This is a genomic window from Kitasatospora purpeofusca (genome assembly GCF_034043715.1).
In the GTDB taxonomy this organism is placed as follows: Bacteria; Actinomycetota; Actinomycetes; order Streptomycetales; family Streptomycetaceae; genus Kitasatospora; species Kitasatospora purpeofusca_A.
This window is the reverse complement of sequence record NZ_JAXCLC010000089.1, coordinates 1-13,517: the sequence shown is the minus strand read 5'-3', so window position 1 is coordinate 13,517 and position 13,517 is coordinate 1. Positions and strand designations below refer to the sequence as shown.

At 69.5% G+C, this 13,517-nt stretch carries 13 protein-coding genes; 8 read left to right on the top strand and 5 right to left on the bottom strand.

Features of this window, described 5'->3' with window-relative positions; all coding sequences use genetic code 11:
- Positions 1-168: 168 nt before the first annotated feature.
- The 5 genes from SM793_RS32285 (at position 169) to SM793_RS32265 (ending at position 4,856) form a co-directional block, all read left to right on the top strand.
- Positions 169-1,281, top strand: coding sequence for a sialidase (locus tag SM793_RS32285; RefSeq protein WP_320441877.1), 1,113 nt, complete (start codon positions 169-171; stop codon positions 1,279-1,281).
- 176 nt (positions 1,282-1,457) lie between these two features.
- Positions 1,458-2,900 (top strand): prenyltransferase/squalene oxidase repeat-containing protein, encoded by a 1,443-nt coding sequence (locus SM793_RS32280; protein ID WP_320441876.1) that lies wholly within the window; start codon positions 1,458-1,460, stop codon positions 2,898-2,900.
- 5 nt (positions 2,901-2,905) lie between these two features.
- Positions 2,906-3,559: an HAD family phosphatase gene (locus SM793_RS32275; protein ID WP_320441875.1), complete on the top strand. Its 654-nt coding sequence runs from the start codon at positions 2,906-2,908 to the stop codon at positions 3,557-3,559.
- A gap of 457 nt (positions 3,560-4,016) precedes the next feature.
- Entirely contained in the window at positions 4,017-4,172 is a 156-nt protein-coding gene (locus SM793_RS32270) for a hypothetical protein (protein ID WP_320441874.1), read from the top strand.
- Between the two features lie 477 nt (positions 4,173-4,649).
- Positions 4,650-4,856: a hypothetical protein gene (locus SM793_RS32265; RefSeq protein ID WP_320441873.1), complete on the top strand. Its 207-nt coding sequence runs from the start codon at positions 4,650-4,652 to the stop codon at positions 4,854-4,856.
- Positions 4,857-4,962: 106 nt separating this feature from the next.
- Here SM793_RS32265 and SM793_RS32260 read toward each other — a convergent pair whose 3' ends face one another.
- On the bottom strand, positions 4,963-6,495 hold the full coding sequence (locus tag SM793_RS32260; RefSeq protein WP_320441872.1) for a terminase large subunit domain-containing protein: 1,533 nt from the start codon (positions 6,493-6,495) through the stop codon (positions 4,963-4,965).
- The gene (locus SM793_RS32255; RefSeq protein WP_320441871.1) at positions 6,492-7,043 is read right to left on the bottom strand and encodes a hypothetical protein; all 552 of its coding nucleotides are present in this window, start codon (positions 7,041-7,043) and stop codon (positions 6,492-6,494) included. The genes SM793_RS32260 and SM793_RS32255 overlap by 4 nt, the downstream gene beginning before the upstream one ends.
- A gap of 184 nt (positions 7,044-7,227) precedes the next feature.
- Between SM793_RS32255 and SM793_RS32250 the strand changes: the two genes are divergently transcribed.
- Positions 7,228-8,436 (top strand): hypothetical protein, encoded by a 1,209-nt coding sequence (locus tag SM793_RS32250; RefSeq protein WP_320441870.1) that lies wholly within the window; start codon positions 7,228-7,230, stop codon positions 8,434-8,436.
- 419 nt (positions 8,437-8,855) lie between these two features.
- Here SM793_RS32250 and SM793_RS32245 read toward each other — a convergent pair whose 3' ends face one another.
- Entirely contained in the window at positions 8,856-9,569 is a 714-nt protein-coding gene (locus SM793_RS32245) for a DUF1524 domain-containing protein (RefSeq protein ID WP_320441869.1), read from the bottom strand.
- 1,059 nt (positions 9,570-10,628) lie between these two features.
- On the opposite strand from SM793_RS32245, the gene SM793_RS32240 reads away from it, so the two are divergent.
- Both SM793_RS32240 and SM793_RS32235 read left to right on the top strand, forming a co-directional pair.
- Positions 10,629-11,057: a hypothetical protein gene (locus tag SM793_RS32240; protein ID WP_320441868.1), complete on the top strand. Its 429-nt coding sequence runs from the start codon at positions 10,629-10,631 to the stop codon at positions 11,055-11,057.
- 186 nt (positions 11,058-11,243) lie between these two features.
- Positions 11,244-12,065, top strand: a complete 822-nt coding sequence (locus SM793_RS32235) for an SAM-dependent methyltransferase (protein ID WP_320441867.1) — start codon at positions 11,244-11,246, stop codon at positions 12,063-12,065.
- A gap of 28 nt (positions 12,066-12,093) precedes the next feature.
- Here SM793_RS32235 and SM793_RS32230 read toward each other — a convergent pair whose 3' ends face one another.
- Together SM793_RS32230 and SM793_RS32225 are read right to left on the bottom strand one after the other, a co-directional pair.
- Positions 12,094-13,065 (bottom strand): Scr1 family TA system antitoxin-like transcriptional regulator, encoded by a 972-nt coding sequence (locus SM793_RS32230; RefSeq protein WP_320441866.1) that lies wholly within the window; start codon positions 13,063-13,065, stop codon positions 12,094-12,096.
- Between the two features lie 112 nt (positions 13,066-13,177).
- Complete coding sequence (locus SM793_RS32225) at positions 13,178-13,414, bottom strand: DUF397 domain-containing protein (protein ID WP_320441865.1); 237 nt, start codon at positions 13,412-13,414, stop codon at positions 13,178-13,180.
- Between the last annotated feature and the right edge of the window lie 103 nt (positions 13,415-13,517).

Sequence of the window (13,517 nt, the reverse complement as noted above, 5' to 3'; positions counted from 1 at the left end):
CTCTACTGACTCTGATCGCTGGTGTTGCTGCGGACCGCCTTCAAACGGATCGAGGGCCGAATCCACGCGTTCGGGTGACCTCCGGGCGGGTGGGTCGATCTTGATGGGGGCAGGGAGACAGGCTGGCCGCGTACTTGCAGCAACATGTCGAGTTTCAGGAGAACGATCATGACGGATGCGCAGACCGCGACCGGATCGGTGCTGAGCTGGGGAGCGGGGGACGCGGGCCAGCTCGGCAACGGCACCAGCACGGACAGCTACAGCCCGGCCTCGGTCACCTCACTGCTCCGGGCCGACGTGGATCAGCTCGTCAGCGGCGGCGTGGACGCGACCAGTGGCTTCGTCCTCGCGCGGACCGGCCGGTCGGTGAAGTCGTGGGGCGACAACGTGGCCGGGCAGCTCGGCAACGGCGGCACCACCGACCATGCGGTGCCCGAAACCGTGCCGAGGCTCTCCAACATCAAGGACATTGCCGCCGGCGGGATGCACGCCCTCGCCCTCGACACCTCTGGCCAGGTCTACTCCTGGGGTGACAACCCCTACGGGCAGATCGGCAACAACCGCACCGGCGACCACCGGACCACTCCCGACCGCGTCCTGGGCATGCCGAAGGTCCAGCAGATCGCAGCCGGGTCGGACTTCTCCCTCGCCCTGCTGGAGAACGGAAAGGTCTACGCCTGGGGCCGCGGTATCCACGGCCAGCTCGGCAACGGCAGCCGCGCCACCAGCTCCGTGCCGCGCCAGGTGACGGGCCTGGAGGGCATCGCCGCGATCGCGGCCGGAGGCCACCACGCCCTCGCGCTGACCGCGGACGGCACCGTCAAGAGCTGGGGCTACAACCTCTACGGGCAGCTCGGCAACAGCAGCAACAAGAGCAGCACCGTCCCGGTCGACGTCGACTTGGTGGAAGACGTGAGCACCATCATCGCCGGTGCCCACCACAACTACGCGATCACCTCCAACGGCACCGTCTGGGGCTGGGGCAACAACCACTACGGCCAGCTCCTGAAAGCCGACGAGAACTTCGACACCAACGTGTCCCGCACCAACCGCACCACCCCGGTGGAGATCGCCCGCCTCAAGGACGCCCAGTCCCTCACCGCTGGCCCCCGCCACGGGGCGGCGATCATCGGCGGCAAGGTCGTCACCTGGGGAAACAACGAGGAGGGTCAACTCGGCAACGGCACCACCACCTCCGCCTACGTCGAGGTCAACCTGACCGCCACCGGCTACACGAAGGTGACCACCTCCCTCGGCAGCAACACCACCTACCTGCACTGACCCCGGCCCACGCCCCGGCCCCGGGTGGCCAGCTGCGGTGAATTGATCAAAGCCGCATACCTGGAGTAGCTGCTCGGTTACTGTTCCGGTGCGCGCGGGTGCCGCGCGCTTCCACGGAAGGCGGGGCGATGACGCGAGCACACGAAGGTACTTGGGCCCGGCTTATCCGGGGGGCCGTGGCGTACCTGTCCGGGCAGGTTGGTCCCGACGGGGCGATGTCGGTCCCGTGCCCGGCCAGGGTGCTGGAGTCGGTGCTGACCGAGCGTCTGCTGGCGCGGCACGGGGGCCACGATCCGGCCCTGGAGCGGGTCCGGGCCTACCTCGCGCACGCGCGCGACCACGGTGATCTGAGCGCCCTTGACCGGGCGCTGCTCGGTCTTCCCCTGGGTGAAGACCTGCTGGAGGGGCTCGACCACTACACAGCCGCGCGCAAGCGGGTCCTAGTCAACACCGTGCTCTACCTGGCCGGTGTCCACCCCGGGCTCCAGGTGGAGGTGGGCGAGATCGGCATGCCGGTCGGCACGCTGCAGACCTGGAAGCGGACCGAGTGGCTCGCCTGCCGGGTCATCCACGCCCACGCACACGGCCGCACCGTCGACAACGTCGACCTCAAGCACCTCGCCGAGGCAGTGCAGGGCCCGGTGATCTACGAGCACCTCCATCTCGCCCATCTGATCTGCCTGCACGCGCTCTCGCCGCACCCGGCCCACGCCGAGGCCGTACGCCACGGCCTGGCCCTGATGGCCGACACCCAGCTCCCGGACGGCGGCTTCACCGTCGCCGTCGACTTCGACCTGTGGGTCCCCTCCATCGCCGCGTGCGCGCTCGCCGAGAACGCCGCGGACCCGGCACTGCTGAACCGGATCGCAACGTGGATGGCGCCGCACCAGGCCGGCAACGGAGGCTGGCCCTACCGGCCGCAGGTCGAGCAGACCGACGTGGACACCACCTACACTGTGCTGGCCTTCCTCCAGCGCCACGACAGCGCCGCCTACTCCCGGCAGATCGACGCGGGCCACGCCTACCTGTACGAGGTGCAGAACGAGGACGGCGGCTGGTCTACCTACCCGGCCGGCAGCTCGGAGCCCGCGATGACCGGCGGAGCCCTCGCGGTCCTGGCGGTTCGTCAGGACCTCGGCGCGCAGCGGCTCCAGGCGCTTCGGCGCGCGGTGCACTGGCTGGCCCGCGCCCAGCGCGGCGACGGCGCCTTCGAGCGGGGGTGGAGCCTGGCGGAGAACAACGCCGTGTTCCGGGCCGTGCACGGCCTGGTCGCCGCCCGCGACCTCGCCCTCCTGCCCGCCGAGGACCAGCACCTCATCGACCGCGCACTGACGGCCGCCACCCGCTACCTGACGGACACCCAGAACAGCGACGGCGGCTGGGGCCACCGCCAGGGCAGCCCGAGTGACGCCACGAGCACGGGCTGTGCCCTGGCCGCCCTCGGCCGCCTCAAGCAGACCGGTGCCGTGCGCGCGGCCCTGCACTACCTCGCCGGCCAGCAGCAGCCCGACGGCAGCTTCCACGCCGTCCCCGACACCACCGCGCCGCGCGGCCTGCCCATCGACGTGCCCTACATGCCGACCGCCTACGTCCTGCGCGGCCTGGCCGACGCACAGTGAGCACCATGCCGCCGCCCGCCCTGAGGCCCGTCCGGCGCGGCGCCCTCCTGACCGGCCCGCCGACCAGTGAGTACGGGGCCGCCCTCTTCGACTTCGACGGCACCCTCGCCGACACCGGCGAGCTCAACCTCGCCGCCGTCCACCACGCCCTGACCGCCCATGGCGTCACCGTCACCGCCCAGTGGCTGCGAACGACGGACCTCGCCGACCTCGCCCAGCTGCGGCACGCCCTCCACCAGCACTGCGGGCAGCGCCTCACGTGCACCGACGCCCGGTTCGTCGACACCGCACGGACCTACTGGGCCCGCCACGCCGACACGATCCGCACGATCGCGCACGTCGCCGCCATCGCCCGCCGGGCCGCCGAGACCGGCCCCGTCGCGGTCGTCACGGCGAACGACGGCGGCATCGTCCGCGCCGGCCTCACCGCCATCGGCCTGCCCCATCTCGCCACCACGCTGATCGCCCGCGAACACGTTCCTCGCATCAAGCCCGCCCCCGACGCCTACCTCCTGGCCGCCGCACGCCTCGGCGTCACCCCGGCCGCCTGCCTCGCCTACGAGAACACCGACGAAGGCATCACCGCAGCCCGCGCCGCCGGAATCGACGTCGTCGACGTCCGCGCCCTGCCAGAGCCGGCCTCGAAAACCGATCGCTGATGCCCGCCTCCTCCCGAACCGGCCAGCTGCCTTCTCCGACGGACACTTTCACCTGCACACAGCACAGCGAACTGCGGGATGGACCAGCTCAGCTGAGACAAGACCCGGAACTCACACTTCCGGGACCAGAGCACCCGAAATTTCCGACGGGCCGAGCGTCTCAACTGATCTGGTCGCCGCAGGTCACGGCCCTATCTGTAGACCAGATCAGTTGAAACGGGACAACCGCTTTCTGTCCGACATCAAGGGGGCGAGGATGCGCTTGGTGGCCACGTGTCCGCGCTCCGCTTCGCCAGCGATCGGGTGGACACGAACCTCGGCCAGACGCGATGGGGGCCAGCGTCCGTCGCCCTCAGGGCTGGGCTGTCCGGGTGACCTGCGGCGTAACCACACCGCGTGGTGGGCAGGTCCGCTGTGTTGTCGATCAACCCCGCCCACACACGAAGGAGCACTACCGATGGGCATCCCGGACAAGTTCAAGGACATGGCGGAAGGACTCGCCGAGAAGGCCCAGGACAGGTCTCGCGAGGACAGCCAGGACAAGGCCCGCCTTGCTCTTGAGGCCGAGGCTGAGGATGGCGACGAGGACACCTCCGATACATCCGAGGGCTGACACCCGTTGGGTGGGCCGGCCGGGAGCAGGCGGGCGCCGACGGGAGCGATAGGCCGGGGTGCCGGTCCCAGGTCAGGGGGGCGGGCCTTTTGTGACGATTCCGGAAGATCCCCAGGCCGACTCTCGGTTCCCGGCCTAGTTGCTCACGGAGGGGGCGGGGTGCTCACCTGTCGGCGGCCGTCACGGTTCCTTCCGGCGTGCGACACCCGCCGACATCAAGCCAAGCGGCCGGTCGGCCCGGCGCCATGTCGGGCCGGCCGGCCGCCCACAGGTCCCGACGCACCGCGGGTGCCGCTCTCCGATCCACCCCGACGTGCCTGTGGCAGCCGATGGTGTCCTCGGCGACATCGGCGGCCGGCGTACCGGTGTGCTCGGGGCCGGGTGGGCGGCGCTAGCAATCCGAGAACAAGGAGTGACAGAATCGTCACTCCTTGTTTCCTGCTGTTGGGAGTGCAGATGTCTGGCGAGCTTGCCCAGATGAACCTTCAGAAGATCGACGACCTCATGGCGACGGCCGGGATTGGCGAAGGCACGAACAAGACCCTCACGGAGCACGTCGACAAGGCGAAGGCGGCAGTGGCTGCGGGCGACTTCAAGGAGGCCGTCGCGATCACGTCGAAGGTGCTGGAGCACCTGGAGAAGACGGAGAAGGGCAGCGGCTCGGCTGGCGGGTCCGGCGCCTAACAGGCCCCTGCCGTACTCCTCGAATAGCAACGGTCCCATCGTCTCCGCTGTCGGCCGCTGCGGGTGGCCTCCGGTCCGTGGTCGGAGGCCACCCGCACCGCACCCGTCAGCGCCTGCCGCGAAGTCGGCTGTCGTCCATGCCCTGCGACAGAGCGTCGAGCCCGGCGCCGGCCAGTTCCGTGAGGCCGTGGACCGCGGCGTCCATCCGGTCGGGGCTGTCCATCCCGGGGACCCAGGTGGCCATCTGCCCTTCCAACTCCGGGTAGTGGCCGACGTGGTGGACACGTCCCTGCTCGTACAGCTGCGCCACCGGCTCGGCGCGCAACCTCTTGCCGACCTTCGCGTTGACCTCCACGATCATCGGCATCAGCTGGCCTCGGGCCTCACTGTCCCGGGCGAGCTGGTCCCACGCCTGCGTGAGGACCTGCTTGGCCATGTTCCCGCCGTAGTTGGCCTCCACCACGATGGCGTCGGCCCGCAGGCTGAGCGCCAACCTGCACGCGGTGAGGCCCCAGTCGTTCGCTCCGAGCGTGCCGGACTCGTCCGCGACGACGTACAGCTGCTCGTGGTAGTCGGAGGCGAGCCCGATGATGCCGGTCTCGTCGTTGACGGCGGAGTCCCCGCCGGACGGGTCGACCGCGACGACGACCCGGGCCATCTCCGCGCCGGCGAACTCCACCGGCGTCACCCGGGCCCGGTCGATCCAGGCCCGCTGCCACACCCCGCCCTCGACCGGGCGGGGCTTCTGCATGAACAGGCTCCACCACACCCGCTCGCCGACCGCACGCCGGATGCCCGCCAACGCCTTGTGCCCGTACCGGGCAGGCCACAACGGCTGGCCGACCTTCCGCCTCAACGCGTCGTCGGGGCTGTCCGCGACGGCGGGCAGGTCGATGATCGTCCAGTCCGACGCGGTCTCCCCCGCGAGAATCCGCCCGGCAAGATCGTCCTCGTGCCATCTCGTCTGGATGACGATGACCGACCCGCCGGGCTCCACCCGGGTCAACAGAACGGCCTGCCACCATTCCCACAACTTCCTTCGCTGAGTCGGGGATTGGGCTTCGGCGTCGTCCTTGATCGGGTCGTCGACGATGGCCAGGTTCGCGCCCTTGCCGGTCAGGCCGCCGCCGACACCGGCCGCGAACAGGCCGCCCTCCCGGCCCGCGATGTCGAACCGGTGCGCGGCCTTCGACCCCGGGTGGAGGGTGATGCCGAGCTGTTCACCCCACTCGGTGATCGCATCGCGGATCCACCGGCCGTGGTCGTCCGCCAAGTCGGACGAGTACGACGCGATCATGACCCGGTGGTCCGGCCGCTGGAGGAGGTACCACAGCGGCGCCCACCGGGCGGCCCGCCTGCTCTTCCCATGCCGGGGCGGCATCGTCAGCAGCAGCCGAACCGTCTCCCCTGCGGCGATCCGCCGGAAAGCATCGTCGATCAGATCAAGGTGGGCAGCCTGCATCTCCCGGCCGTCAGTCAGCACCGCGGCGAGCGACCCAGGCGAGTGCCGCAGCGCCATGTCCCGCTCGACCTTGGCCAACCTGGTGCGCAGCGCCGGCGACGCCTGCTCGGCAATCGCCCGGCGCCGCTCCGCCGACAGCCGCCGGTACTGCTCGACCAGGTCGTCCGTCGCGCTCACTCGCCGTCCCGGACCACGGCCGGGTCGGTCAGCGCGATCAGCGCCGCCAGCTCGTGACCGGTGGCGTCCGCCGCCAACTCGATCGGGCCACCGTCCTGCCCGGTGACCTCCGTCTTCGCCGGCTGGTCGAGCCCGAGCAGCCGCGCCCGGCGCTCCATGATCCGAAGCGCCCGGTCGATCGCCGGAAGATCACCGTCCTTCACCGCCTTGCGGTACGCGACGAGGAACATCCGGTCGAGGCGGGCGTCCTCCAACGCCCGAAGCTCCTCCACCGAGGCCTGCGACCCGGCGATCCGGTGTTCGAGGGCCTGGGTCACGTCCCGGTTGACGGAGCGGATCAGCGTCTCGTCGTCCGGGGCGGGGCGGCCCTTGGTGTACAGCTCGTGGCCGTACCCGAGCGGGTACGCGATCCGGTCCGAGTTAACGGTGGGGTCGGCGGCGAGCTTCCGGCCGACGGTCAGCGGGTCGGCTCCGGCAAGGCGGAGTTCAACGGCGTCGGCCCGCCGCCGTGCGATGGCGGCACGCTGGGCCCGGTTGGGGCGGGGCATGGGCGCAGGTCCTTCGGGTGCGCCCCCGCGCCACCACCCATGATCCCCCATGGGGCGTGCGTCCACGATCAAGAGCCACGGAAGTCCCCGGCCCGGCAACTCACTCGCGGAATCGCTCGGGGCCGCCGTACCGTACGGAAGTCCGCCCTGCGCGCGCCGGCCGGACGATGGGAGGACGGGAAGGGTGGACGAGCGGCAGTTCGCAAGCATGGCGAGCCAGTTCCTGCGTTCGAGCCTCGATTCGTGGCGACGTCCGCAGGGCCAGGCGTTCGCCGTCCTCCACGCAGGAATCGGGTGCGAGCACCTCATCAAGGCCCTGCTCTGCCGCTACGACCCGCTGCTCATCTCCGACAAGGCCGACTGGTCCCACCGCTTCCATGCGCTCGGCTTCGGCGATGCGCCCGGCGTGAAGGCTCTCAGCGAGGCGAAGACCATCGGGATGGTCGAGGCCTTCAAAATCGCATCGACCATCATGCGGGGCCGGATGCCCATCGATGAGAAGGCGTTCCGGCCGGTTGCTGACGCCCGTAACAGCGTTGCCCACTACGCCTACCACGACGAGCAGGCCTCCAGAACTGTCCTGGAGAGCGGCCTTCGGGTCGTAGAGGCCGTGCGCGCCGAACTCGGCCTTGACCCGGCCGCCTTCTGGGGTGAGTTCCGAACCGTGTTCAGCGACCTGGACAAGGTGGCGGCGAACCCGAGCCGGCCCGCGTGGGCCAACCGGCCGTCGCTGGAGGTTGCCGCCGAGGAGAAGGCGCTCGTCGAACGAGCGACCGCCCGTTCGGTGCTCAGTGCCGCTGTCGCAGCGGCCATCGAACTCTCGCCCTGGGGTTTCACGGATCGCGCCGACAGCCACGAGCACGCCGCTGTTCTCACCGCCCTGGTGACGGGCCTCCGTGTCGCCGGCGCGCGGGCGCGCCAGTCCGCGACCGATCTGCTCACGGAGTACGGCGTGCTGCCGTTCCCTGCCCGACCGGACTCCACTCACGCTTCCCCGGGCATCAACCAGCGGGCGAAGACCGCCATGGCGGTCAAGGTACTCATCTCGTCGAGCGTCATCGCCGGGCTGGTCGACATTTCGCTCACCGAACATCCTGACCTGCCGATTCTCAAGATCATCGACACGATCGACCGCTCGGGTTGGTTGCGTGGCCGCCAAGGTCCTGACGACGACTACCTCGGGTGGAGAGAGTGTCCGGCGTGCGGATACAGCGGCACGGCGGGAGGGAACCTGACCGCCGTGCCCTGCGAGTGCTTCGACACGGACTGCGAGCACCCGGGCCACCAACTCGATGTTGGTGTCGCCGAGTCGTTCTCCTGCCTGTTCTGCGGGCTTGCTCTCACGGACGGCGAGGAGGTCGCCCTCGCAGGAGTCGCCCACCGGGACACCTGACCAGACCACCCCACCAGCACCCAGGAGGAGCGGCCCGGCCGGGGGTGCGCGGGCCGCCCTCCCCCCGGGCGGGTCGGCGCTCCGCCCGACCGGACCACCGACCGGGTGTATGGAGCCTGTCGTGAGTGCCTTGGGGAAGCAGGCACTCGGCCCGCTCAACGAAGGTGCCTCGCCCGGAGCACGGCGGGTGGCTCTGGCGGGGGGAGGTGGGCCTGGCCGGGCGTAATGCCGAGCGGTCGGTTCTGCTCTCCTCTGCGGCTAGGGCAGTGCTACCTCGCCGATGACTCCGGGTAGCCTTGGCACAGTGCCCGCCGGTACCGCGAGACGCACAATCTTGAGGGCCATCACCGGCGGGCATTTCCACATTCCCTCGCCCGTCCACAGCAGGACAGGGCACACCGTCGGCTGTGTGCCAGACGCTAAGCGACGAGCTCGTACTCCACAGTCGTGGTCGGGCACCGCTGGGCGATGCCGACCAGCGCGCCGGCCTCAGCCGGGTCAGCCGCCAAGCCCCAGCGCAGCTTCGTGGAGACCCACTCGGCGGCGTACCGGCAGTGGACCTCGGCAAGCGGTGGCAGCCACTCGAACGGGTCCTTATCTGCCTTTGACCTGTTCGATTTCGCGCTCACCGCGACCAGCGTCAGCGGGCTGCCCTGGTCGTTGGCGTAAGCCTCACGGCGCCCGGCGTTCCAGGTATATCCGCCTGAATCGTGCACTTCAGCCAACGGAACAATATGATCTACATCCAGGCTGGATGCGGAAGTCACCGTCACGCCGTCGTAGTACGAGTACCACTCGCCGCCGATCAGCTTGCAGCCCGCGGCCACCTGCGGCGCGATGACCGCCTCGGACAGAATCACCTCGGCTCTCGTGTTGCACCCGTCGGTGAGATCGAGGCCGCGGTTCCAGTGCTTGTAGAGGTTGCGGTCGTAGCCGTCGCGGTGCTCGTCGGCGATCGGCAGCGCGGCGACCGCGTCGGCCAGGGACAGTGGACCCGCGACGCGCAGGGAAGCAGCCGCGACTGTCACGGGCCGGACGTCGACGGCGCCGGCGGGGGCGGTGCTGCTGCCCATCAGGGGCAGTGCGGCGAGCGCGAGCACGGTCAGACCGCGCCGCAGCAATTTCTTGATCATGGGGCGGTTATAGCGGCTGTTCACTCCCGCCCGACCCCCTTCCGCAAGAGATCACCCGACTGGAGGGGGCGCCTCGGGGCGGACCCGCGCGGCAGGCATTCGAGGACGCCTCCTCGGGTCGGCTCGGCCGGCGAGGTCCGGAGTAGGCGCTCACCCTGTTGGATGACACTGTGCCGACGAACGACCCGCGGAGGCCGGGCGGGGAAAGCCCACGATGCAGACGGCTCAGCGACGCCCAGGAGTGATTTCCCTCAACGCATGAGTGGCGGTGCTGGCGGCGCTGGACCGATCCACCGTCGGTAGGCGGGCCGGGCTCCCTGCTGCCATTGATCTCTTGGTCTCTCTGAGTACCGTGCCTCGGCTGCCGGCCTTTCGGTGTGGCTCGCTCGCGTGAGCGTGTTTGATCGCTCCGGGGCCGAGTCTGCTCCCTGTTGGGCGCTTGTATGCCGGGCGGAACAGGGGGGATTGCGCGGCGCCTTCCAGGGCGACCAGCGGTCGGCCGAGGCGCTACTTTCTTCGTAACGGCCCGCCCCGCTCTGAGGGTTGCCCCGACCGGTGTCATCACCACCGGACGGGGCTGTCAGGCCAGCCATGGAGGTAACGCCTACCTATGTATGACCGACCTGTCTTTGGACGGGCCCTGCCCGTGGTGTTCACTCACGCTAGCAGGAGCGACGGTGCCTTCGCGGGATTGCGCGGAGTGCGCGCTTCGCGTGGTGCGGTGCAACTGCATGCCGTCCTTGCGCCGTTGGTGCTGGCGTGGGCGGTTGTGTCGCCCTCCGAGATCGAGTGGTCCCGGGCGGCACTGATCCTCAGTGCACTGAGGATGTGCCGCAGCACTGACTTCGAGTGGCTCCGGTTCCGCAGGCTCTGAAAACGCCGTGGGTCGGCTCGGGTGTCCGCATCCCTGGGCCGACCGCCGCGTATCTGCTTTCGTGCGCCCCGCGTACACCTTCGCGCCCCCGCGCGTCCTGATCTTCATACGCCGTCGCGCGCCTACCGCCACGGGTGTGCGATTCGGACCGCCCCTACCGGATGTCGACACCGAACGGAGTGCTGGTGACCAAAGGCCCCGTTCCCCCCGTCAGCTACGCCGCCTTCGTCGAACTGCACTACCGCCACTACGAGATGTATGCGCATGCGCGCCTGGACGACGCCGCTCTCGCCGAGCGGGTCGTCGCGCTCGTACTGCACAGGGCACAGGCGCAGTGGTCGTGGGTGCTGCGCGAGGACCCCGCAGCCTTCACCTGGCGCGCTCTGTGCGAGATGGTCTCCCTGGCGCGCACGCTGGCACAGGCCCCACCCTCGGACCGCCTTCACCGGGCGATGCCCGACCGGCCCGCCGACGCCGCCCTGCTGCATGACCTCCTCGGCCTGGCGCCGGCCGTCGCGGCCGCACTGATGGGGTTGGACGAGCCGGACGTGCGGGTCCAGCTCAAGGCCGCCCGGCGTTGGAGCTGCGGCCACACTCCCGCAGGAGGCGCCTGACAATCCGACACGCGTTCACGAAGCCCGGCCGCCGACCACCTTCACCCGAGGTGGCCTGGCCCTTCGCCATGCCTTCGCCACCTTCACCCTCACGTGTGGTTTCCGTACTGCGGATCACGGCCTAATATGACGCAACGTCATACTTGATCGGCAACGCCGAAGTTCGCATTACGCAGGGGGTAGCGGGTGAACCGGAACGAAGCCGACTGGCAAGAGCCGATTGACAGGGCCAGGCCAAGTGCGGCTCGCATGTACGACTTCCTTCTCGGAGGGAACCGCAACTACCCGTCCGATCGCAAGGCAGTCGAGGAACTGCTGAAGTCCGCGCCGAGCAGCCGCGAACTGGCGCTCAACAATCGCAGCTTCCTGATCAGAGTGGTACGGCACATCGCACGCCACTACGGGATCAAGCAGTTCATCGACCACGGCTCGGGCCTGCCCACCCAGAGCAACGTCCACGAGGTCGCCCAAGCCGTCCACCCGGACGCGCGCGTGGTGTATGTCGACAACGATCCGATGGTCCTCGGCTACGGACGGGCCGTACTGGACGAGAGCCCGAACGCGGTGATCCTCAACGCGGACATGGCCGACACCACCGCGATAATGGCCGGCCTCGAAGGCCGGATCGACCTGACGCAACCGGTCGCCGCTCTCTTCGTCTCCGTCCTCCACTGCGTCCCCGACCGCGACAACGGCGACCCGAAGGCCATCATCGAACGCACCGTGGACCTGCTCATCCCGGGAAGTGTCGTGGTGGTGTGCCAGTTGGTGAGCGACGACACTACCGTCCGCGACGCGGTGACCCGCCTGATGCAGCAGCAGACTGGAGGCAAGTGGGGCCGTGTACGCACGGAAGCCGATGTCCATGACTTCTTCGACATCGACAGGCTCGTCGTCGAGCCCCCCGGCCTCGTGGACGTCACCGACTGGCGCCCCGACGCCCACGCCCCCGCCCGACAGGCGACCTTGGAATGGCTTGAGTTCGGCGGGCTCGCCCGCGTCGTCTGACGCCCGCCTGCCCGGCCCGGCTCCGTAGCTACAGGCGGAGCTGGGCCGCCATCAGGGCGTTCTCGATGAGGCGCCGGCTGTCCCGGTATCCGGGGGCCCTCATAAGCACATTGTCGACGAGATCGTCCAGGTCGACGTAGTCGGGGTCGGCCGCCTCGTCGGTACCGGGGAGCGAGCCGCGGTGGAAGGACGCCATACGCCCCGTCTCGTTGTAGATCACGTCGGGGACCGAATCCAGGAGCGACTTGCGGAACCCCAAGCGCGCCAGCGTGCTCACCGGGACGGCCAGGGGCGCCCGCGCGGTCATCACTCGGATGCCTGCCGGCAGGGCCCGGTTCTCCACGATGTCGAGCATGGCCTGCAGTTGGTCGATCAGCACCTCGGGGTGCCCGAAATCCGCGTAGAGCACCGCCTCTTCAACGAAAAAGCTGCCCTTGGGCCGGTCGGAGGTCAGCCGCTCCACGAACCGGCGGCTTCGCTCTACCCGCAGGCCGACGATCACCTCCTGCAGCCCGGCGTCCTTCAGGCTCGCCGGCAGGGTGTAACCGGTCACGATCCTGGCGTACGCCTCGGTCTGGAGCTGCCCGGGGACCGCGTTGCGGTCCACCACGAAGAACTCGGTCGCCGCTTCCTCCAACGAGGTCAACCGGAGCATCGAGTCGGGCACCACCTCGCGGTGCCCACTGCGGAACGTCGACGCCCAGCCCTCCCGCGATGCCTCGAACCCCAATTGAGTCAGCTGGTCGTGGTAGTCGCCCAGCGGGACCTCCAAGGCGTCCAGGATGATCGACACGACATGCGGCTTGTCGATCCGCACCTCGCCACCTTCGAGGCGGCTGTAGAGGGACCTGCTGACCCGCCCCCCGGTCGCCTCGACCACCGCCGCCTGCTTCCGGCGCCCGCGAGCGACCTCGAAGTGGGCACCCAGCAGCAACGCCGCCTCGGCCCACGGCCGGACCGGGCTTTCACCGCTTCCAGAAATGATCGTGCCGACGGCCATCGGGCCCCCCTGTGCTTTATCCCAACCTTTGCTCTATCCGGATGAGTTTCGCACGGAAGGGCCCGACCGTCACACCAACCGGGTAGGACGGGAATCAGCCGTCAGCTGAAAGTCAGACCGTCAGGTGATCGAATTCACCGCTGCGGACGCCGTCGAACATGGCGTCGATCTCGGCGCGTGTGAACACCAGCGCCGGGCCGCTCGGATGCCGACTGTTGCGAACCGCCACCGCCCCGTCGTCCAGCGGCCGAAACTCCACGCAGGACCCGGCCTGCACGCTGCGCATGGCCTTCTGCCACTGGCCCTTCGACTCGATGGTGTTCGCCGCCATGCCGTTGTAGATCTTCATTGCGCGCCCTCCTCCATGATCGAACGACAGCCCTCTCCCGCAGGCCCCTGCCCATGGGAGACCCCTGTCGAGAGGTCTGGGAAAACCCCCGCGGGCGTTCGCA

Coding starts and splice junctions, on each gene's coding strand:
- SM793_RS32255 (WP_320441871.1), bottom strand. CDS start 7,043: ATGCCCCGCCCCAACCGGGCCCAGCGTGCCGCCATCGCACGGCGGCGG.
- SM793_RS32285 (WP_320441877.1), top strand. CDS start 169: ATGACGGATGCGCAGACCGCGACCGGATCGGTGCTGAGCTGGGGAGCG.
- SM793_RS32265 (WP_320441873.1), top strand. CDS start 4,650: ATGAACCTTCAGAAGATCGACGACCTCATGGCGACGGCCGGGATTGGC.
- SM793_RS32225 (WP_320441865.1), bottom strand. CDS start 13,414: ATGAAGATCTACAACGGCATGGCGGCGAACACCATCGAGTCGAAGGGC.
- SM793_RS32275 (WP_320441875.1), top strand. CDS start 2,906: ATGCCGCCGCCCGCCCTGAGGCCCGTCCGGCGCGGCGCCCTCCTGACC.
- SM793_RS32245 (WP_320441869.1), bottom strand. CDS start 9,569: ATGATCAAGAAATTGCTGCGGCGCGGTCTGACCGTGCTCGCGCTCGCC.
- SM793_RS32270 (WP_320441874.1), top strand. CDS start 4,017: ATGGGCATCCCGGACAAGTTCAAGGACATGGCGGAAGGACTCGCCGAG.
- SM793_RS32230 (WP_320441866.1), bottom strand. CDS start 13,065: ATGGCCGTCGGCACGATCATTTCTGGAAGCGGTGAAAGCCCGGTCCGG.